The organism is Cohnella baijiui (genome assembly GCF_020731285.1).
Lineage (GTDB): Bacteria > Bacillota > Bacilli > Paenibacillales > Paenibacillaceae > Cohnella.
The window spans coordinates 272,929-295,140 of the sequence record NZ_JAJFOW010000003.1; the positions used below are offsets into that span (position 1 = coordinate 272,929).

Below are 22,212 nucleotides of genomic sequence, written 5' to 3' on the forward strand. Positions count from 1 at the left end.
GTTGAACAAGGGAGATATTGTGATGCCAAAGCATGGGAAAGAAATTCAATGGTATGATGCCGACATAACGGAGAGGCTGCAATTGGCAACTGCCTACATATGCCGGATGTTGGACAAAGATAAGGATGAAGAACCTTTCTTCGGCATCATCAGGACCAAAGAAGGAACGGCCTTCGCCAACCATGCCGTTCAAATCGGTATTCCGCATGTGACGGGAAGAGCGTTGGACGCGCTTTTTTATACGGAAGAAATTACGGGAGAGCGGATTCCCGAACATGGGGAGCATGTCTATACGAGGTATTTGATAGATTGCTGCAGCAATGAGGATTGCCTGCCTTCTTACTATGATCCTGATCAGGATAACAAAAGATTCGTGGAATTCCATAACCTTCGGGAAGGTTTGGAGGGTCTCACCTGGTTGATCAAATGGAGGAATCATGAAGCTGCCGCTAAAATTGCCGTCGGGTTCGTGGATACTGTATACCGGCTCACCGATTTTTCAACCGGCGCCCTATCCTATGATTCGGCGAAAAAGATGGGCAGGGAAAAAGAGTTCGCCACGATCCAGCATGCTTATCCGTTAGTTCAGGGAAGGCTGGTCGGCGCGATGTTGAAGTATTATCGGGAGACCGGCAATCTGAAAGCCCTGAAGCTTTGCGCAGCGCACAGCAGAAGCACCATGCGGCATTGCTTTTCTCCGGAAGGCCTTATCCAAGATCAAGCCGCCAACCATATCCATTCCATAACTTCGAGCCTAAGCGGCATATTGGAATATGCCATTCTCGCGAAGGATCCCATCCTGACGGATCAGATTCGAAACGTGTATGAAATCGGTCTTCGGGAATTTTACAGCTCGTATGGATGGTGCAAGGAACAAGCTTGGCTGGAAACCGATCAAGGCGAAGTCAATCAGGTGGGCGACTTGATCCAGATCCAATTGCTTTTGGCCGCTCACTCGGATCGGAAATACTTTTCGCATGCCGAGACTTTCATGCGCTCCTCCTTATTGCCCAGTCAGGTGTTGAAAAATGACTTTGTAGAGGAAGTCCCTAGTCCGGCAGGAGACCATGAATGCGATATGAAAGAAAGGATGATCGGAGGATTCGGATTCCCGACGCCTAGCAGCCATTTGCAGAAAGAAGACTCTGCCATCAATACGATAGACATCACCCAGGGGGCCGTTCAGGCGATCTGCGAATTCACGAAGCATATCATTACCGAATCGGAATTGGGGATTATGGTTCATTTATTGTTCTCCTGGGAGAACGACCTGGCGGAAGTGAGAAGCGATCTGCCCAAAGAAGGCCGAATCGTCATCACGCCCAAGGCGGCGAGGAATATTCTGGTTCGCATACCAGAGCGAACAGAGCCATCCTCTTTGCAGATTTGTATCGATAACGAACCTGTAGCGTTTCTGATGATGGACCGTTATGCCGTCATACGCAATTTGCAAGCGGGTCTGTCTTATGAGGTCAAGTTCATCCCCGAGACATGCGAGGAAGACGAGTTTATCTATCATAAACCGTACCGAGTGCGATGGCTTGGCGAGCAAGTGATCGGCGTCAGTCCGGTTGAAGGAATTTATCCTTTGTTTGAAGGGATAGACGGCCATGCAAAACTATGAGAAGAAAAATGAGCAAATTCGAAATGGCTTTGAGGCATTGAAACAAAATTATCCGGACAAGTTGAAAAGGCGTCTGAATCTTTCCTGGAGCAATTGGGGTTTTGGAATCGAGCCTCTTCAAGACTCGGCCAAGCGATTGCATCGGGCGGGGATCCGGTATATCGAACTGCATGGAAATCATTACGGACGGGACCTCGGGTATAAGCCACACGAAACCTTAGAGGTGCTGAATGCATTTGACATCCAAGTCTCCGGCGTGTGCGGCATGTTTTCCAAGGATAACGACTTATCGAGCAACCGCGCCATTCACCGGCAGGCCGCGGTCGATTACTTGAAACGGGAAATCGAGTTTACAGCAGAGATAGGAGGGGCGTATGTCTTGGTTGTTCCCGGAGCGGTAGGCAGGCCGATTCCATACGACGGCATGGAGTTCGACCGCAGCGTCGAAACTATAAGCATGGTGGCCGATCGGTTCGTCGAAGCGAACGTGAAAGCGGCAATCGAACCCATCCGCTCAGCCGAGGTCAGCTTCATCCACACGATTGCCGACGCCCAAGCCTATATTCAGGCAGTAGCTCATGCAGGGGTTCAGCACATTAACGCGGATGTCTACCACATGCAATCCGAAGAAGCGCATATTGGAGAAGCATTGCTGGCGGCGGGGGAACAACTGCTCAATCTGCATATCGCGGACAGCAGCCGCGGAGCGCTCGGCAGCGGTTCCATGGATTTGGATACCGTTATCATGGCGCTCTATTTGCTCGGCTACAACCGTGAAGGCAGGTATGTTACGGCCGAACCGCTGGGACCCGGCGGAGATCCCTACCCTGCCATGTACGGCAAATCCGACAAGGAAACGCTTGATCGGCTTGTGTATCAGACCGCCTCTTACATCAAGGAAAGAGAAGATATTCTTTTGAATTCGTAAATTCAAAGTGAAGGAGAAATGAGCGTGTTAACGACGGACATAAGAAATCGAATAGAAGCGGGAATGGGCAGTTTAATCGGATTTTCTATCGACACGGATAGGATGAACGAACCTTATTTTGTCATGACCAAACATCCCGATGGTCGAATCCGGTTGGATCATTCTGGACCGATCGGCATTCCGCATTGCACCGGGAGGGCATTGGATGCGCTTTTGACGGCCGAGTCGATGACCGGCATTCCGATTCCCGCAGAAGTCGAAGAGGCGCTAACGTTTTATCATTTCGCGTCATTTTCCAATCGGGACGGCCTTAATTCTTATGTCGACCATCAGCAAGAAGGCCAACGTTTTATCCAGATGCATAATATTCGGGAAGGTTTGTTGGGATTAGTTGCACTAGTCAAGTACAGAAGCAATGCACGGGCAAGGGAAGTAGCGGATCGTATGTTGGATAAGCTTAATGATTTAACCACGAAAGAAGGAGCGTTCTCTGCTAAATTAGCGGAGCAAGAAGGGATCATCGACAGACTTCAAGATTTGGAAGGACCGCCCCCTATGTCGAGCGGACGTTTTATTCGAGCTCTTGTAAGGTACCATTGTGAAACCGGGAGCATGCTTGCGCTTGATCTGGCTTCTCGTTACGCAAATTATAATTTAAAAACCGCGTTTACATTAGAGGGAGGGCTGACGGAAGCAGCGGGCGATCATGGTCACTCGATTACCTCAACGGTCGAATCCATTCTGGAATATGCCATCTTCATAGCCGACGAGAACATGATTGACCATTGCAGAAGAATCTATGACCGCGGGCTTCGTACGTTCAGAAGCGACACGGGGTGGTGCTCGGAGCTTGTCAGCGGTCAATCCGGCAGGGGCGAAGCAAATAACACCGGGGACCTGATCCAAATTGCTTTGTTGTTGGGGAAACACAGTGACGCCCGTTATTTCGAGGATGCGGAAAGATTTATGCGAAGCCACTTGCTTCCAGCCCAATTGATGGATTCAGAGTCGCTGCCGGAAAACTCGGATCGTGTGGAAGATTGCCTGAAAAACATCCGCGCGAGGGCGAGAGGCAGTTTTGGATTTCCGCTTATGAATGACAGGTTTCTGCCGGGTGAAAGAATCGATATTGCGACAATGGATATTACCTCCGGTGCGGTACAGGCATTGTGCGCATATTATCAATCCATCGTCGAAAGGAAAGAAAAACAGGTCATGATCCATCTGTTTTGCGACATTCGGACACCCGAAGTCTCGCTCGCAAGTTTTCTTCCCGATTTCGGTAAAATAGAGATTGCCGTCCACAGGGAATGTGATTTGAGCGTTCGCCTTCCCCTCTGGGCAGATGAACAAGGTTTATCCGTGCAGATCAACGGGGATGGAAAGCGTCTGCAGATTGAAAACGGATATATTCTGATGGATCATATGCAACAGAATTCTAGTGTAATTATAGAGTTTGACTTGACAGAGAATATAACGGAAGAGACTCTTCTCGATACAAACTTCACAATCAAATGGAGAGGAAATCAGGTACTCGACGTGAAGCCGGCGGGCATTGAACAGCCTTTGTTTCCCTAATAATAACAATGGCGGCGCGGGGAAGTCTTCCTCATGTCGCCATTTTTCTAAAGTGAGTCGTCTCAAACCGTAACTCTATGCCTTTTTCATATTGACATAATACAAATTGTAAAGATATACTTTGTCATAAGATAATATGAATTTCTTAGTAGTGAATGATTTCATCCTTATGGAGGCGTGCGATGATGAGGAAGAAAGTTTTGAGTTTGTTGGTAGCGCTAACAATAGCGGGAGCTGTACCTGTTTATGCGGAGGTGGACAATGTGAATGCTAGTTCGGTCGTTCGTACGACATTTCAGACGGGAGCGGGAGGAGACGATGAAAGTGCGCACGTGTTGGCGGATTCGGTTATGGTCTATGTATTCGAGCCTACATCGATCAAATCAAGAATTGCCTCATGGACCAATCGGGGATATCAAGTGGATGTGATGATGGCTTTAAATCGGGATATGAATTATTACAAACGAGGACTATATGACGGCGTACAACACGTTGATGAAATTCAGAAGGATAAGGATGGGAATTTATTTACCCATTCGACCAGCGTTGATGTACCTTATATGGTGCCTACTGAAAATTGGAATAATTACATCTATTCAATGGCTAAGGCCAGTATCGATGCCGGAGCTAGACGCATCGTTTTCGAGGAACCGGACATGTTTATTAAATCCGGATATTCCGACGCGTTCAAACGAGAATGGTTAGCTTACTATGGGGAAGATTGGGTAGATCCTGCTTCATCGAAAGAAGCGGAATTCAAATCGCAAAAGCTTAAAGTGTATTTGTGCTATCGTGCACTTAAGGACATATCCGAACGTATTAAAGCGTACGATTCGAACGTCAAGGTATTGGTTGCCTCGCATTCTGGGATCGGCTACTTAATGTATGGAATTACGACTTCCAACTATGATTACTACAACATTCCGACGATCGATGGTTATATTGCACAAGAGTGGAGCGATGCCGCGTTAGTGCCGGTGCCGGCGAACGGGAACAGCGAACGGCGTATTTTTGAATCCGCATACATTGATTATTCTAGCTTTGCTCACTTGAAGCTGGGTGATGATGGCAAGCAGTTGTATGCACTTGCCGACCCGAAAGCCGATACACCCGGGTATAGTTGGACGGAGTACGAACAGTTTTATAAAACAACCATTGCCGCGCAGCTGATGCAGCCGCAATTCAAGCAGTTTGAAGTCGTTCCGTGGTCAGAGCGGGGATTTGCGCAAGCGCCAGGTTCTTATAAGACGATTCAAACCAATGTGTATCGGGCACTGCAGGATATGTATGAGAAATCGGCAACGATCGAGGCAGGCACGCAAGGGATCGGCATTTTGTACTCGGATACGATTTCACAAATGTCAACCGCGGGTGCAGTCCCATCATACTACGGTCCGATGGTTCCCTTAGTGGCTAAAGGCATTCCGCTACAGGTTATTCCAGCAGAAACCTTAACCAAACCGAATGCGTTGGCAAATACGAAAGTGTTGTTCGTTAGCTATGATGTATGGAAAGCCATAGAAGGCAATGTTGGTGTCGGAAATGGCACGGGTTCCAAGGTTAATGACGCCTTGCGCGACTGGGTGAAGGGCGGCGGCGTGCTGGTATATACCGGGGGCTCCGGTAGTTCGGACCAATTGGAAGAGTGGTGGACGGAAACGAACCTGTCTTCGCCGAAGCAAGATCTATGGAATAAGCTTGCATTAAACGTAGCGAGTGAGCGAACTTCCAAGGGAACGAACGATATCGTGTTGCAATCTTCGGGCGGGGCCGGTGTGTTTGGCGGACGTTCTTCGATCAACATACCCAAGCGGTTTACTGTGACTTCGGCTGAGCTTGGTGCCGGGGCGACTTCGCTGTATGAAGCGAACGGTCAATCCGTTGCATACGAGCAAGAAGTTGATCAAGGCAAGGTAATCGTAATGGGCGTATCTGCCGATTATTTTGCATCCAGTCCGGAGGCTTCTCAGTTGATCCGCGATATTGCGAAATATGCGGTGGAGCAAGCGGGGGAAACGTACACCGAAGCTAATCTGTTGAAGTCCATTCGTGGACCGTATACGACGATTCAAGTCATGGATCAACCGGAGCAATTACATTTACAAGGCTCTTACATCGATCTGTTCGATGACCGGTTGCAGGTTGTTACGGGGATGACAGAGATGCAGCCGCGTACCAATGCGATGCTCTATGATATTAATGACAGAGATACGATAAAGCCTGAGGTGCTGTTCGCAAGCGGCGAACTGACAGATGTTAGGGAAGGCGCAGATGAAACCAGCTATAAGCTGGCGGGTACGCCGAATTCCCGTGCAAGCGCCAGACTGGGCGCGCCTGAGGGGCTCTATCCGGAAACAGTGACGGCAACGGATGCTACGAACGAACCCGTAATCGTATCAGCGGAATGGGAGAACAGTTCGAGGACGTTGTTGATCCGGCATGATCACCAGAAACAAGGCGTGACGGTCCATGTGCAGTGGTCGAGTACGCCAGTTCCGGATACGGCGCCAGTCAACTTTGTAGAGAAGCGTGTAGAGACGAATCAGAATGATGGGGACGCCGACTTTAAAGTCCGATATACAGGCGGACAACACCCTGATTTTAGATTTACGGACCACAGTGCGGAGCTTGTTTACAAATTTAATATCAATCAATACCCTAAAGCAAGTCTAACGCTGGAGATAGCCAACAATTACGTCATTAGTGTCTCCGGCGACGATGCAGTCTGGACAGAGCTTTTCCGAGCAGACCTGGATGCGAACGGAGATCCGGTAGTTGGAGGAGCTAATAAAGGTATCCGAAGGATCGGTAATTTGGCACAATATGCGAATGCCAATGGCGAAGTTTATGTGAAAATGACAAATGCGGATCCTACAAGAGGCAATGGTCCCGTTATGTACAGCTTTACCCTTCATTATGAAGAGCGCATTGCGCCATTTACTGTGCGTACGAATGACACCTTGGATATCCAGCCGGGGGAGACTAAAACCTTAGAGCTGGCTGTGACGAATCGCGATACGGTAGCGCACCAAGTCGCGATGTCTGTTCTTCCTAACGTAAAGGATACGTTGTCTTTCATTCCAGAATCAGCTGCAGAAGGGGACTACTTGGTCGAGAATAGAGGATCGGCTATGTCCGGGGGCGGTCGATATGCGGATGGGGCCAATTATTTCGTGTACAAGGTCCCCGTGCCGCAGGATATGGGCAACCCTGAATTGAAATTGACCCTGTCCAATCGGTTTGAAGTTTCACTGTCTTCCGATGGAACGAATTGGACCGTCGTGGATTACGAAGCAGACAGTTCTGTAGAGGGTGGAACCAACAAACGGGAGCGCAGCTATCCGATAAGCAACTATCAAAAGGAGTCGGGATGGGTCTATGTCAAAATCGGCGATCATTTTGGACGGGGCTGGGGTGGCATGCTCCACAGGTTATCGCTATCTGGCGATAGCGAACCGGAGCTAGCTATTGCTTTCCCTGACAATCAACTTGAGATTTTGCCGCATCAGACGCGAACGATTCATGTCCAGGTCACGCCGAATACGGACATTACGTCATCATCGCCGCAACAGTCTATTCGGTTATCGACGGGAGATTTCGGAATCGAATATTTGCTGCCGATTAAGATCAAATTCGTCAAACCGGTCTATCTAGGTCATTGGGCTTCTTCGCCGATCACGATAGATGGTGTCGCTAATGAAAGCGAATGGAATGACGCGACGGACATCGTCATTAGTCAGAGTGATCCGAATCTGCTGCGTTATGGAACGCTGTGGGGGAATACAGAGAATATGAATGCAAAGTATCGGCTGAAATGGGACGACACAAATTTGTATGTGCTTGAGCAGCGGGGAGATAGCGAGTTCCTGTTTACAGAAACGGGTGGAAATATGTTCAGCTCTACGGCGTCGATGCTCTTCCTTGATATCGACCATAATAAGAAAGGGGCGGCCTACCGGTCAGGCGATTATGCAGTGATGTTTACGGCGGGTGGACCGGATTCGCAGCCGCATGTATTTTTGAGGCAGGGGGATGACGGAGGGGCTCAGGAATATACATTAACCGAAGCAGTCATTAAATCCGTAATAGATACAGAAGCGCACAAGTATGTGCTTGAGATGGCGATCCCATGGAGCGCTTTGCAAATCACGCCTTTTAGTCCGAGTAATGATCGGATCATAGGGATGAGTATGCTCTCGACTCGTAAGTTAAGCGGCAATGTATGGGGGCAGCTCATGTGGATGGGCAATGGCGATGACCAAGCCAATTGGGCCGATATGAAGTTGGTCGGCAAGCTTACTCCGGAGCCTCCCGTAGATGTAACGCCACCCGTCATCACATTGATAGGTAGTGAACGAGTTCATGTGGCTAATGGAGCAACTTATACGGATGCAGGAGTCACCATTACAGATAACCGAGACACAGGATTAACCGCTGTCGTAACGTACACGAAAGATGGGATTGCCGTAGCTGGTATCGATACGACAGTGGCGGGAACGTACATTTGCCATTACAATGTAAAGGATTCGGCAGGCAATGCAGCTACGGAAGTTATAAGAACAGTTATTGTAGCAGAAGCGAACCAAACGCCAACGACGTCGACGCCGACGCCGATATCACAAACAGAACCAATCGACGCTGAAAAACAACAGGTTGTTTCAGATGATCAACTAAAAAATGCAAAAGCAGGTATGATAACGATTGAAGTTCTGAAAAATAAGGAGTCGGTCATACTTCCAACCCATGTAGCTGACCTTATTGGCTCTAATCGCTTGCGGATTGTGCAGAACAATATGACAATCGAATTCTCCAAAGAACAGCTGCAAAAAATCCAAGGAGTCGTAACCGGAGCGCAAGCAGTTGGCGCGCAAATCAATTTCTCTGCAGCTATTGCACCAAAAGAGGCTGTTATCCATTTGGAGCAAAGATTTATTGAAAATGGGTCGGTTAAATTAACGGCTGCCAGTGATGTGATTGATTTCAAATTGAATGTAGTTACCAAAGACGGTTCAGTCATACCGGTAACAACCTTTACGGAGCCGTTGACGCTTACATTCAGGGTGAATCCGAATGCGAATCCCAATCTGTTGGGCATTTACTCTGTCGCGGCGGATGGAACGATTAAGTATGTGGGCGGAAAATTAAACGATGCCGTTATAACGGTTAAAGTTAATTATTTAGGTCAGTATGCAGTGCTTGAATATGACAAAACCTTTTCCGATGTGAGTTCGAGCTTCTGGGCTAGTGAAATTATAAAGCATATGGTTGCAAAGCATATTATTGAAGGTGTTTCCGATACTCGTTTTGCACCGCAAGGAATGATCACGAGAGCAGAATTCGCGGCAATGATTGCACGAGCATTGGAATTAAAGGCTGTAAATAACTCGAAATTCAAAGATGTTGGCTCAACGAAGTGGTTTGCGGAGAGTGTCGCCGCAGTAGAGGAGGCTGGAATTGTACTTGGACGCAGCACGGATTTATTTGCGCCAAACGATTCAATCACACGCGAAGAAATGGCAGTGATATCGATTCGCGCTTATGAATACCAGAAGGGGAATAAGGGTGCAACCACAAAGAAGGATACATTTAGCGACCAGGCTCAAATTAGCGTTTGGGCGCAAGATGCAGTGAGTAAAGCGCAAGAACTGGGCTTCATTAATGGACGCGGAAAGAATCGATTCGCTCCAAAAGAAATGTTGACCAGAGCAGAAGGCGCACAAGTCCTATCAACATGGTTAGCCGAATGAAATAAGTAACAAAGTACAAACCACCCTGTTGAGATCCTCTCGCAGCAGGGTGGTTTGTTATGTTGCTACTTCCGATTGCCGAATGGGTTGGATGAGTAGATTGTTCAACAAACTATGTCGTTCTTCCTTCATTCAATTTTACGGGAATTACAATTTGCCGGTTAATCGAGGGATCTTCTATTGCCGCTAGAAGCAACCCAATCGCTTCCTCTCCCATTTTCTCTTCTTGTTGCTCGATATAGCTGAACAAGCACCCTTGGAAGTCACGGATCGGGGGAGCGTCGAATGAAAGAACGGCAAGCTCCTCGGGTACCTTTTTACCGATTTTCATCGCTTCATCTGCTACATAAAGAGCGAATGCGTTGGAAAAAGCAAATACAGCTGTAATCTCGGGTTGGGACTCGAGCCACTTGCGAATCATTTCACGACTCATCTTGATGTCTAAATAAGTGATTTCGTCAATACGGGTCAGCCAGTGCGCCGGTTCGATCTTTAGCCCGGCTTTGGTAGCCATGTCCAAATAACCGGAGAAGCGGTCTTCGGAGCTGGATGTTTTCGATTTGGTACCCGATATGATTCCAATTTGTTTATGTCCTTTATTAATCAAATATTCGGTTCCCATTTTTCCGCCGAGAAAATTGTCAGAATAGACGGCATTCGTTTTGATGCCCGGCAGATAACGGTCTATGAGGACAAAAGGAAAACCCTCCGTCTTTAAATTTAATATCGCCTCGCTGTATGCTTCCCCGTCTACCGGAAAAATGAGCAATCCATCCACGCCTGCGGTGCGCAAAAATTGGATTCCTTCTTGCTCCTCGAGTTGAGTAGTTGCAGATTGGACGATAAGGATCAAGTTTCGCTCTTTGCATGCTTCTTGCACGCCCATCAGGAGCTTCATCGAAAATTCGTCGTTGGCAAGCGGGCTGAGAAAGCCCACTTTTTTGAATGCGGCGTTTGTATCTATATGGAGATGCTCGGAAGAATTGGGGTCAGATACAAAAGTGCCTTTACCAGCAATTCGATAGATAAGACCGTCTTCGACAAGCATCTTCAGTGCGCTTTTGATTGTAATGCGGCTGACGCCATGTTGTTGGACGAGTTCCGATTCGGTTGGAAGTTGATCCCCGGGTTTCAATACGCCCAGATCGATTTTTTCTTTAAGATTATCTCTAATTTGGAGGTATAACGGCTGATTATCAGAGGTCAGGGACATAGGAATTCCTCTCATCGAAAAAGGTATTATAAAGTATTATAACATTATAATATTAGCGACGCAACGAGGTTCGCTTAATTTCCCCTATCTAACAGTTTGGAAATAAAGTCATAAGATAAATATACCAAATAAAATATTGACATAAGACAATTCATGCACTATGATGTTACTGAAAGAAAGCGGATACATAATTACAGTTTGGGGGAAAAAAATTGCGGAATATTTGGAGATGGCGATACTTTTATTTGCTGCTAACACCGACTTTGCTGTATTTTATCGTGTTCAGCTATATTCCCTTTTACGGTGTTGTCATAGCCTTCAAGAACTTTCAACCGTTTTTGGGTATTTGGGATAGCCCTTGGGTGGGTTGGAAAAATTTCGAGACGATGTTTTCATCCGTCAAATTCCCCGAATTGATCCGCAATACGGTATTGATCAGTATTTACCGGATCCTATTCGGTTTTCCCGTTCCGATCCTCTTCGCGCTTTTGTTGAATGAAGTGCGGGTCATGTGGTTCAAACGAAGCATTCAAACGATCGCCTATTTTCCGCACTTTCTGTCATGGGTCATCTTTGGAGGCATTATCTACAATGTCGTAGGCCCGTCCGGCATTATTAATCTGGTGTTGGAAAAACTCGGAATAGATGCGATCAATCTGTCGGCCAATCCGGATCTCTTTCGCCCGCTAGTCGTCGTAACCGGAATCTTGAAGGAATTCGGTTGGGCGGCGATCATTTACTTGGCTTCGCTTACCGGCATCGACCCTCATCTGTATGAAGCGGCGAAGATGGATGGAGCGAGCAAGCTTAGGCAGATTTGGCATATTACTCTGACGGGGATTAGGCCGATGATCGCAATGCTTCTGATCCTGCAACTGGGAAGCGTTTTGGATGCCGGATTCGAGCAAATTCTGATCCTCTCCAACCCGGTTGTCTATAGTGTTGGGGATATTATCGATACCTACGTGTACCGTGTCGGACTGCTTGAAGCCGATTATGGATTAGCCACAGCGGTAGGTCTCTTTAAAGGGGTTATTGCTGCGATATTAATTGTGTCGGCCAATCATATCATTCGACGGACAGGAGAGAAATCGCTTTGGTAAATCCACCGGTTCGAGCCGAAACGAATGAATTAGCGCTAATCAACCGCCCCAAGAATTTGGACCGCAATCCGGCGTGGGTGCAGACCTTGATCTATCTAGTATTGATTGCGATGGCACTTGTAACCTTGCTGCCGATCCTGAATGTGTTTGCCATGTCGCTTAGCGAGGCGGACGCCATTTTCAAGCATCCGCTGATGATCGTTCCTTACAACTTTACAATGGCGGCCTACGAGTATATTTTTTCAACCTCTATCTTGCTGAAGTCGTTTTTCGTAACCGTCTTTGCCACGGTCGTAGGAACGCTTTTCAATTTAGCCTTAACGATAACCGGCGCTTACTCGCTTTCAAAAACCGCACTGCCGGGAAACAAAACGCTGCTATGGGTTTGCATATTCCCCATGCTGTTTGGGGCTGGATTGATCCCGACCTATATGTTGCTGAAAGAACTGCATCTGCTCAACAACATTTGGGTCCTGGTTGTCTCGGGCATGGTCGTTCCTTTTAACTTGATTCTGATGCGCAATTTCTTCTGGAGCATTCCGGAGGAGCTGGAGGAAGCAATGCGGATTGACGGGGCGTCCGATATGGGAATTTTGTGGCGGATGATCATCCCTCTCTCGAAGCCGGCAATCGCGACGATTGGTCTTTTCTACGCGGTGGGTCACTGGAACGATTTTTTTACCGGCTTATTTTTTCTGAACGATAATACGAAATGGCCGCTTCAGGTGCTGCTTCGTTCCATCGTCATCGATATGAATGCCCTCAATAATCGGGGTGTAACGGCCGTGATCGGTCAAGATGCGACCAAGATCATGTTAACGCCGGAAAATATCAAAGCGGCGACAATCATTTTTTCGATCGTACCTATTTTGCTTGTCTATCCGTTTCTCCAAAAATACTTTGTTAAAGGCATCATGTTAGGATCTGTGAAAGGTTGAGCGTGGTGAGAGATCCGATAGGATTTTTCATATAAAACAAAAAGCGAAGGGATGTCGTGCAACATGCGTAAGAGAAGGGGTAAAAAGAGCGGGGTTATTCTGCTTGTCTTGGCGATAATTGCGACAATGCTAGCGGCTTGCTCCAGTAACAAAGAAAACGGGAAAGCAAGCGAATCAAGCGCGGTTCAAGGGGGAGAGACCGCGACGGCCAAACAGCAGACGGATAGTAAAGGGAAGACGGTCAAGTTCAGTTATGTTCGCCCAGTGTGGGGGCCTGCTACCTATACGAAAGGGGGAGCTTACGAGAAAGAGATGTTCAAGCGAGCCAATGCGGAAATCGACGTACAGATCATACCTATAGGAGAATATGACCAGAAAATTATGACCGTCATCGCATCCGGCGATATTCCCGATGTGTTCTGGGCGGCCGGACCGACGATCAAGAAGTTCAAAGATATGCAAGACCAAGGCGCTTTTTTGAAAATTAATGAATACCTGGATAAATACCCGGCAATCAAAGAAGCCGTACCTCAATCGGTCTGGGATATGCTTACGGACGACAAGGGCAATATTTATTTTATTCCCAATGTACAAAATCCTCTCATTCCTTTATTCATGTATTATCGTCAGGACATCTTCGAAAAACTCGGGATTCCCGAACCGAAGACCGTTAAAGAACTAGAGGATGCTTTGGTCAAAATCAAGCAAAGCGATGCCAAGATGATTCCGTTGACCGGCCAGGATACGCTGTGGGGATTTGGCGCGCTTTCGACCTCATTTGGATTCACGCAATACGGCTGGGGACCGGCGGCTGGAGAGGACAAAGAGAATCCGAACACAATCGTTCCTTTTTATTTAACGAAAGGGATGAAGGAATTCTATTTTTATCTGAAAAAGCTAAGATCAGATGGCTTATTGGACAAGGAATTTCTAGTGGCTAAAAACTGGGATCATGCCAAGCAAAAGTTTACTTCCGGTCAAGCGGCCGTATTGGGCATCAACTGGGGCTACGGTCCGGAAATTTACTCGACGCTGAAGAAAACGCATCCGGAAGCCAAAATCGGCATTCTTCCTCCTCTGAAAGGTCCCGACGGTGCGATGGGCGGCATACGCCCGTTCGGCGCTTATGATAGAGGGATGTATATTAACGCTAAAATGAAGGATCCAGATGGCTTCTTCCGTTTTCTCAACTGGACGCTTACGGAAGGTAGCGATTTTAGGAGATATGGTATTGAAGGAAAGACCTACGAGGTGATAGACGGAAAGAAGATGCCTCTGGCAGATGATCGAACGGAAGCGGATTATAAAATCGGTCAAGTCGAACCGCTGAAATTCTTGCAGCCAATGTCCGAAACTCTTGATTGGGACTCGATCAAAGCGACCTATGAAGGTTCCGGGGTTGGCGAAGCTTTCGCGGCTGCAAAAGCCAAATTCGAGGAGTACAATGCCGTTCAATATCCGGAATACCGCAATTACACCATCTTTTCCCCACTCGATGTGGAGAAAGGGGCGCAACTGTACACCGATTACCTGCAATCGGTGATCGACGGCGCGATTATCAACGACAAGCTAACGGAGCAGGACTGGGATTCCGCCATCGATAAGTATCTGAAAGCTGGCGGACAGAAAATCGTAGATGAAGTGAACGAGCTTCAAAAAAATAAATCAAAACCAAAGTATTAATGAACCCGATCGGGCAGAAGAGGAACTGAAGAGCCGCTTCTGCCCCTTATTTCGACAGAGGATAGGAGAATCCGGAGAAATGACCCTTCAGCAACAGAACAAACAACTAAACAAAATATTCGTAGTCTCTCATACGCACTGGGACAGGGAATGGTATCAGGACTTTCAGGGTTTTCGGACGCGGCTCGTCTATATGATGGACGAATTGCTGGATCGTCTGGGCGAGGATGCTTCTTACCGTCATTTCATGCTGGACGGTCAGACGATCGTGATCGAGGATTACCTGAAAATACGCCCGGAACGGGAAGAGGAGCTGTTGAAGTATTTGCAGGAAGGCAGATTGGCTGCGGGCCCATGGTATGTGATGCCTGACGAATTTCTCGTGAGCGGAGAGTCGCTTGTCCGTAATTTGCTGACCGGCTTCCGGCAATCGAGAAAGATGGGATTCGAACCGATGAAATCGGGATATGTGACCGATATTTTCGGACACAACAGTCAGATGCCGCAAATTTTTCAAGGGTTCGGGATCGATAATGCGGTATTGTTCCGCGGCTTTTACGGCAACGGGGATCTTGCGGAATTATGGTGGGAAGGAGCCGACGGAAGCAGAGTGCTTGGCCTGAAGCTGGACGAAGACAGATCGTACAGCGACTTTTACTTCTTCTTGCGTTGGCCGTTTGCGGATCGGGAGTTTCACTACGAGGAGGAAGAGTTGATCCGACGCGCCGATGCTATGCTCGACTACAAAAATAAACGCGCTACAACAAATATCGCGCTTAGCCTCGACGGATGCGACCATATCGAGATCGAACCGAATCTGGGCTGGATGCTTGGGCGGTTAAACGATAGGACCTCGGGTGTGGAGTGGGAGCATAGTACAATGGAAGCTTATCTTTCGGCGCTCCGATCCCGTATCGGCGAGCTTGAAGTGTTCAAAGGCGAACAGCGCGTACCTGGCTATAACGGCGTCAATAACATGGTACTGGCTAACGTTCTTTCGTCTCGCGTTCATCTCAAGCAGCAGAACCAAAACTGCGAGAACTTGCTGACCGGATGGGCGGAGCCGTGGAACTCGTTTGCGTCACGAGAAGGCCGACCCTATCCGAAAGCATTTCTCGATCAAGCCTGGAAGCATTTGCTTGAGAATCATCCGCACGACTCGATATGCGGATGCTCGATCACTCCGGTTCACGAAGATATGCTGTATCGCTTTGCCCAGAGCCGTTCCATCGGGGAAGGAATGCTGACCGAAGCGTTCGCTTATGTGTCGGGGCATATCGCGGATAAGGCATTGGAAGGGCGTCATGCCGTTGTGTTGTTCAATTCGTCTCAGCGTCCTGTTCATGGAGTGGTTCAAGTTGAATTGGAGCTGCCGCCGAATTCGGCCGTGCCGGCCGTATCTCCGCAGATCGGCGGCACGAACTTCAGATTGCTGGATTCGGAAGGCCGCGAGGTGCCTTTTCAGGTCATAAGCGTGAAGAAAAAGAGCGTAAGAAGATGGCGTCCCTACCGCGATATTCCTCATGGAGAGCAGGTTGACAGGTTCACTGTCGCGCTTAAATGCGACATTCCCGCTTTCGGTTATACGACGTATACAGTCGATATGGATGCATCCGAGCCGCCGGGCAACGGAGAATATGGATTTCGCCGGAATGCGGAGCCCGTACGTTATATCGGCAGTCAGCAGGTATCTCCGAATGTGTGGGAAAATGGCAAGATCCGCTTGGAGGTTGCGGCGAACGGTACGCTTGTGCTTCGCGATTTGGAGACCGGCTATGAAACGGAAGGCATGTTGACATTCGAGGATCAGGCCGATATTGGAGACGGCTGGCAGTATATTGCTCCGGTTGGGAACGAAACGGTAAGCTCTGCGGCCGGCCGCGCGTCTGTGTCCGTCGTGCATGACGGGCCTTTGGAAACCTGTTTGCGCATTGCGTTGCAGATGGAAGTGCCGGAAGAGATTGCCCCGGAGAGAACGAATCGCTCGGACAAGCGGATAAGTCTGCCGGTCACGACCTTTATCACGCTTCGCAAGGATGACCCGATCATCCGCTGCCGCACGATTGTGGATAACGGCGTACGCGACCACCGTTTGAAGCTGCTGTTCCCGACGCGGGTCGCCAGCAATCGTTATTATACGGGAACCCCGTTCGATGTCGTGGAGCGAAGCGTTGAGCAGCCGGATTATAGCCGTCACATGGAGAAAGACAGCGGCATCGTACCTTCGAATGGGTTGCTGGCCATCCGGAGCGAACGGCATGGATTCGCCATATACAGCAAGGGGCTTTATGAAGCGCAAATGCGCGATGACCGGACGCGGACGGCAGCGCTTACGTTATACCGGAGCACAAGGGATGAGGTGCTAAGCGACGGAGGCGACGGCGGGCAATTACTGGGACGACTGGAATTCGAGTATGCGTTCCGGCCTTTCGATCCCGCCGGCACATCATGGGGCGACTTGCTTACAGATCAGCAACAATTCGCGCTTGGCATTCGGACCGTGAATCGGAAACCGGGACCGGTAGCCTTCGAGACGCTGCACAGGCGAGAAAGCAATTTACCCTCCCGGCACTCTTATCTGAACCTAACGGGTTCCGATCTGATTGTCAGCGCCTGCAAACAGGCCGAAGACGATGCCAACGCTTGGATCATCCGATTGTGGAACAGCTCGAATGTCGAGACGAGGGGGAGCATTCAACCTGCTGATCCGGTAATCAAGGCGGAGCGGACGAATTTGGATGAGCAGACCATCGGTACGGTTCAAGTAGAGCAAGGGAACATCTTGAACGTTACGGCGAAGCCCAAAGAAATCGTCACCTTGAAGCTATGGTTTTCATAAGGAGAGTTAACCGATGCGCATCGATTTGACGGAAAATTGGGAGTTGACGGGATCGTACCCCGGCTTCTGGGCATTCGGACGAAGCATGGAAGTGGGCGTGCAACTAAAGGGGATCGTCCCATGGATTCCGGCTGAAGTACCTGGAAGCGTACATTGGGATCTGTACCGTTCGGGTTATTTGCCCGACCCCTACTATGGGGCGAACGCGCTAGCTTGCGAATGGGTGAACCAACGAGACTGGCTTTATAGAACCTTCTTTGCCGCCGAAGAGTCGTGGAGAGGCAAGAAAATTACGCTACTGCTTGAGGGCGTAGATGATTCGGCGAAAGTGCTGCTGAACGGCAAGGAGATCGGGCGCCACACGGGGATGTTTATTCCGGGTGAATTCGATCTTTCGGAATCGCTGCGATATGGCAAGAATAATGCGCTTCTCGTGGTGCTGGAACGATCGCCGGACGGGGTGGCGCAGCTTGGTTACACCGACCAGGTGAATCATCTCAAAAGCAGGTTCGGCTATAAATGGGATTTCTGCCCGAAGCTTGTGCATATCGGATTATGGAAGGGAGTAAGCCTGAAAATATCGGAATGGAGCCGGTTCGACAACGTCAGGATCGAAGCGGTTCCCGGGGCGGACGGGAGCGGAGACGCGGTGGTGAGCGCCACGGTCGAGAGCGGACAGTCGGGGCGATTCCGACTAACGGCCGAACTGTACGAACCAGGCGGTCGGCTCGCCGGAGAGGCAAGCGAGGAAGGCGATGCGGTTCCCGGATTGCAAACGATCAGGCAGCGGATTTCCGTTCCGAACGTGCGGCTGTGGTGGCCTAACGGTTACGGAGAGCAGCCGCTGTATCGATTAAAGCTGCGGCTTGAGGTGGCCGATTCGGAGGGTGGTTATTGCCGCTCCGACGACCATGAAGCTTGTATTGGCTTCCGTACGCTGTCGTTCCGCGCTAATCCCGGCGCCCCCTCCGATGCGCTGGCCTTCACGGTGGAAGTGAACGGAGAACCGATTTATATCAAGGGATGGAACTGGGTGCCAGCCGATCAACTGTACGGCAGGCACCGCGAGGACCAGCTTAAATATCTGATCGCGCTTTCCAAACGGGCCAATGTCAACATGCTTCGCGTGTGGGGAGGCGGACTGATCGAGAAGGCTTTGTTTTATAGGCAATGCGACGAAGCGGGCATTCTCGTCTGGCAAGAGATGATGCAATCCAGCTCCGGCTTCAATAACGAACCGTCCGTAAGACCTGCCTTTCTCCACACCGTCTCGCATACGATGCGGCAGGCGATCCGGGAGAAACGCAATCACCCGTCTTTGGCCATATGGTGCGGCGGCAACGAGTTGACCGAGGGAGGACATCTGGATAGCCAAATGGTGCCGCTTACCGACAGACAGACGAACCTGCGCCTGCTTCGGGATCTGGTATCCGATCTCGACGATTCGAGGCTGTTCCTGCCCACTTCGCCTTCAGGCCCGTCTTTTTTCCTCGAAGGGGAGAACGCCGGCAAAGGAATGATGTACGATGTCCACGGACCTTGGAAATATGCGGGAGCGACCGAGCATTACCGGCTGTATAACGATAGCGATGCGTTGCTGCACAGCGAATATGGCGGAGACGGCTTTGCTTCTATAGAAAGTATAGAACGGTTCCTTCCGGCGCATAGAATGGAAGCCGGGCATTCCGAATCGGTTGAATGGCTCTTGCATGGCTATGAATATTGGAATATGGACGACCAGTTGCAAAGCTTGTTCGGCTCTTCTTTCGGCACGTTCGAACGGATGGTTATGGCGTCGCAGTGGCTGCAAGCGGAAGGCATCCGCTACGCCGTCGAAGCGAACCGCAGGAGGGCGCCTCGCTGCAGCGGAAGTCTGCTATGGCAGCTCAACGAACCGTATCCGAACGTATCCTGTACGAGCGCTATCGATTATTTCGGCAACCCGAAGCTGGCCTATAGCTGGGTGGCGAAAGCGAATCGCAATTTGCACGTCTCGTTGCAGTATGACGGAATTTCCTATCGGCCTGGCGATGCTTTTCGGGCAACGATTTATCTCACGAATGATGGCATTCAAGCGAACGATCTGACAGTGGAATGGGTGGCAAGGAGTGAAACGGGTTGCAAAATTTCGGAAGGCTTGCATACGCTGCGCGATACAAGGAATTCAACCATTTTTGCCGGTACAGTTGAATTTCAGGTTCCGCAACTTACGACTTTATTCGTCACGCTCAAAGTAGTCGATTCTGTGGAGCGGCAAGTGTTAGCGGACAACGAATACGCATTCGCCGTCAAGGAACGGGACGAGGAACCGCCGCTGCAAGCCTTTCTTTCTCTGCCCATGACTTCGATTGAATGGGAGACGAAGGAAGAAGCCGGCGGAACAAATGTCTCGGTTAGAAATACAGGAGTGCGTTATGGGTAAGGATAAGCGGCACAGCGCCTGAAGACAGCGGTAGTCGCCCGGTTGTCCGGCCGCTGGAAGACGGATTTCTGATTTTTCCCGGCGAGACCGTTGAGCGGCACTTCGAGGACATTTTGCCTCAGGACCGGCTCTGGCTCGTTAAAGCCATGAACACATCTTGCGTATGATGCTGATCCGGAAAGGATATAGGAAACCCAGTCCTTCCGTGCCAACGGAACCTATTCGAAATGGAGGAAAATCATAGTGGCAGGTTGGAGCACGCTGTAGGGTATTGTGATCGAGGACCGGACGCAGGCGTGTTGGATCGAACATACCACAGCGTCAAGGAAGAAAATCCTGAACGTAGTTCACTCTTGATCAGGGAGATGATTGTATGCTTGCCAAGATCAAACTGAAGAACGTTTGGCTTATTGCGATTGGATTCGCTTTCCTCCTGCAGTCCTTTATCGCTTTCGCACCTCGCATCTCGCCATTGTCGTCAACGGCGCATGCGGCCAATGGCACCGGCACGCCCGGCACGATGGCCGATTATTGGAACGGCGACGCCGATTGGGTGTTCCTACGCAAGGATACGCAGGCAAGCACCGGATTCAAAAGCTATTTCGACGGGGCTCAGGTCAAGATGATGAGTGACGGCACCTGGTACTTATTCAATCGCAAATATACGCCTGAGACAGCCTGTTCGGGAGGATGGGCATTGGAAATGCAGGTGCGCAAGTCGACCAATAAAGGCGTTACCTGGTCTGCACCTGTCCTTGTCCTTCCTCACGTTGCTGGTACTCCGTACGCTTGCGCCGCTACCGATGGCGACGTGATTTACAATGCAGCCGAGAATCAGTGGCACTTCCTGTTTCAGTGTCTCGACGCTACGAGTTGGAAAGGCTGTATGCTTTCCCGTTCCGGCGCTGATCCGATGGGCCTTTTCACCATAGCGCCGGCCAAAGGCAATCCTGTTCTTACCGGGGGGCAGTTGTGGAATCAGATTTGCAATACGCCGACGAAAAAATGTTCCGTGATTGCCGGCGGACCTGGCAAAGTGCTCGACGAAGGTACATTTAATATTTTCAAGTATGACGGCACGTACTACTGGGTCGGTTTCCATGGCTACGACGGTCACCACGGCTATCGAGGCATCGCCAAGACGGCCGATTTCCAGAACTGGATCGCCGGGAATTCGGCCCAAGGCGTTCCGGCGGACGCGGTGATGACGCTCAACGATTCGGCAACGTGGCGCGAGAGCTGGGCGGCCGGCGGCTCTGTCGGCGGCGGAGCCGGAAGCATGATTCAGGAGGGAAGCTACTATTACCACCTGGTGGAAGCGGCCGATATCAATCTGGGCTGCACGTCCAATCAAAACTGGGATTACGGGCTGTTTCGCAGCAGTTCGCTTACGAACACGACCTGGGATCAGTTTCCGCGCGGCAATCCGGTCATCTACTCCAGTCGGGCTGCGGAAGACGCGAACGGTGCACTTCTATGCAATGTGCAGTATGCGGGGATGTATAAGGATCCGACCGACGGCTCTATCTATCTGGCTTATGGCCGCCGTTCGAACGATGCGAACTATGACGGGCTTTATTGGTATCGTCTGGAGAAGTCCGCCAATTTGCTGAAAAACAGCGATTTTGGGATGTCGACCACGGATTACTGGTACCGCTTGGGGCCGGGCACGAATTGGTCAGCCTACCGCTTGCCGAACAACTCGCCGGATGGCACGCCGTATCTGGCCAGCAACTGCGGCGGAACGTGCGTTGGAACGAACAGCATCTATCAAGATGTGTCCATTGCTGGCGGTACGAGCGGCATTTTGCGCTTCGGCGGGAAGTTTATGTCCGAAGGCGCCAACGGTTCGTTGTCTTTGGTCATTCGCCAATTTGACAGCACCGGAACGATCATCCAAACGGATCATCTCCCGATCAGCACGACGACCAGTTGGGCGTCTTTCGAGCAAACCGTTGCACTGCAAGCGGCGACGCGAACGATTCGATACGAGTATTACATGTGGACCAACAATCTGACGTACCGTGCCGATGATACCTATTTGCAGACATAGACGGATACGATTGCGCCGAGCGCGGTAACGGATTTGAAAGTATCTTCGGTCACTTCGAGTTCCGCGGTCTTGTCCTGGACGGCG

Annotated in this window: 11 protein-coding genes; 10 read left to right on the top strand and 1 reads right to left on the bottom strand. The window is 49.9% G+C overall.

Annotated features, from left to right (window positions below; translation table 11 throughout):
• Nucleotides 1-22: 22 nt before the first annotated feature.
• From LKX83_RS04815 to LKX83_RS04830, 4 genes are all read left to right on the top strand, one after another.
• On the top strand, nt 23-1,624 hold the full coding sequence (locus tag LKX83_RS04815; RefSeq protein WP_227881021.1) for a hypothetical protein: 1,602 nt from the start codon (nt 23-25) through the stop codon (nt 1,622-1,624).
• Nucleotides 1,611-2,552: a sugar phosphate isomerase/epimerase family protein gene (locus LKX83_RS04820; RefSeq protein ID WP_227881022.1), complete on the top strand. Its 942-nt coding sequence runs from the start codon at nt 1,611-1,613 to the stop codon at nt 2,550-2,552. The genes LKX83_RS04815 and LKX83_RS04820 overlap by 14 nt, the downstream gene beginning before the upstream one ends.
• A 24-nt stretch (nt 2,553-2,576) precedes the next feature.
• Nucleotides 2,577-4,130 carry a hypothetical protein gene (locus LKX83_RS04825; RefSeq protein WP_227881023.1) on the top strand — a complete coding sequence of 518 codons (1,554 nt, stop codon included), beginning with the start codon at nt 2,577-2,579 and terminating at the stop codon, nt 4,128-4,130.
• Between the two features lie 185 nt (nt 4,131-4,315).
• Entirely contained in the window at nt 4,316-9,877 is a 5,562-nt protein-coding gene (locus tag LKX83_RS04830; protein WP_227881024.1) for an S-layer homology domain-containing protein, read from the top strand.
• 112 nt (nt 9,878-9,989) lie between these two features.
• Here the strand turns inward: LKX83_RS04830 and LKX83_RS04835 are convergent, their stop codons facing one another.
• Nucleotides 9,990-11,090, bottom strand: a complete 1,101-nt coding sequence (locus LKX83_RS04835) for a GntR family transcriptional regulator (RefSeq protein ID WP_304518293.1) — start codon at nt 11,088-11,090, stop codon at nt 9,990-9,992.
• Between the two features lie 212 nt (nt 11,091-11,302).
• On the opposite strand from LKX83_RS04835, the gene LKX83_RS04845 reads away from it, so the two are divergent.
• From LKX83_RS04845 to LKX83_RS04870, 6 genes are all read left to right on the top strand, one after another.
• Nucleotides 11,303-12,193, top strand: coding sequence for an ABC transporter permease (locus tag LKX83_RS04845; RefSeq protein ID WP_227881025.1), 891 nt, complete (start codon nt 11,303-11,305; stop codon nt 12,191-12,193).
• On the top strand, nt 12,187-13,131 hold the full coding sequence (locus tag LKX83_RS04850; RefSeq protein WP_227881026.1) for a carbohydrate ABC transporter permease: 945 nt from the start codon (nt 12,187-12,189) through the stop codon (nt 13,129-13,131). The genes LKX83_RS04845 and LKX83_RS04850 overlap by 7 nt, the downstream gene beginning before the upstream one ends.
• Before the next feature lie 63 nt (nt 13,132-13,194).
• A complete protein-coding gene (locus LKX83_RS04855) occupies nt 13,195-14,814 on the top strand; it encodes a type 2 periplasmic-binding domain-containing protein (RefSeq protein WP_227881027.1) in 1,620 nt (539 codons plus the stop codon).
• 79 nt (nt 14,815-14,893) lie between these two features.
• Nucleotides 14,894-17,653, top strand: a complete 2,760-nt coding sequence (locus LKX83_RS04860) for an alpha-mannosidase (RefSeq protein ID WP_227881028.1) — start codon at nt 14,894-14,896, stop codon at nt 17,651-17,653.
• Between the two features lie 13 nt (nt 17,654-17,666).
• On the top strand, nt 17,667-20,075 hold the full coding sequence (locus tag LKX83_RS04865; protein WP_227881029.1) for a glycoside hydrolase family 2 protein: 2,409 nt from the start codon (nt 17,667-17,669) through the stop codon (nt 20,073-20,075).
• A 373-nt stretch (nt 20,076-20,448) separates the two neighbouring features.
• A complete protein-coding gene (locus LKX83_RS04870) occupies nt 20,449-22,128 on the top strand; it encodes a hypothetical protein (protein WP_227881030.1) in 1,680 nt (559 codons plus the stop codon).
• The last annotated feature ends 84 nt before the right edge of the window (nt 22,129-22,212 follow it).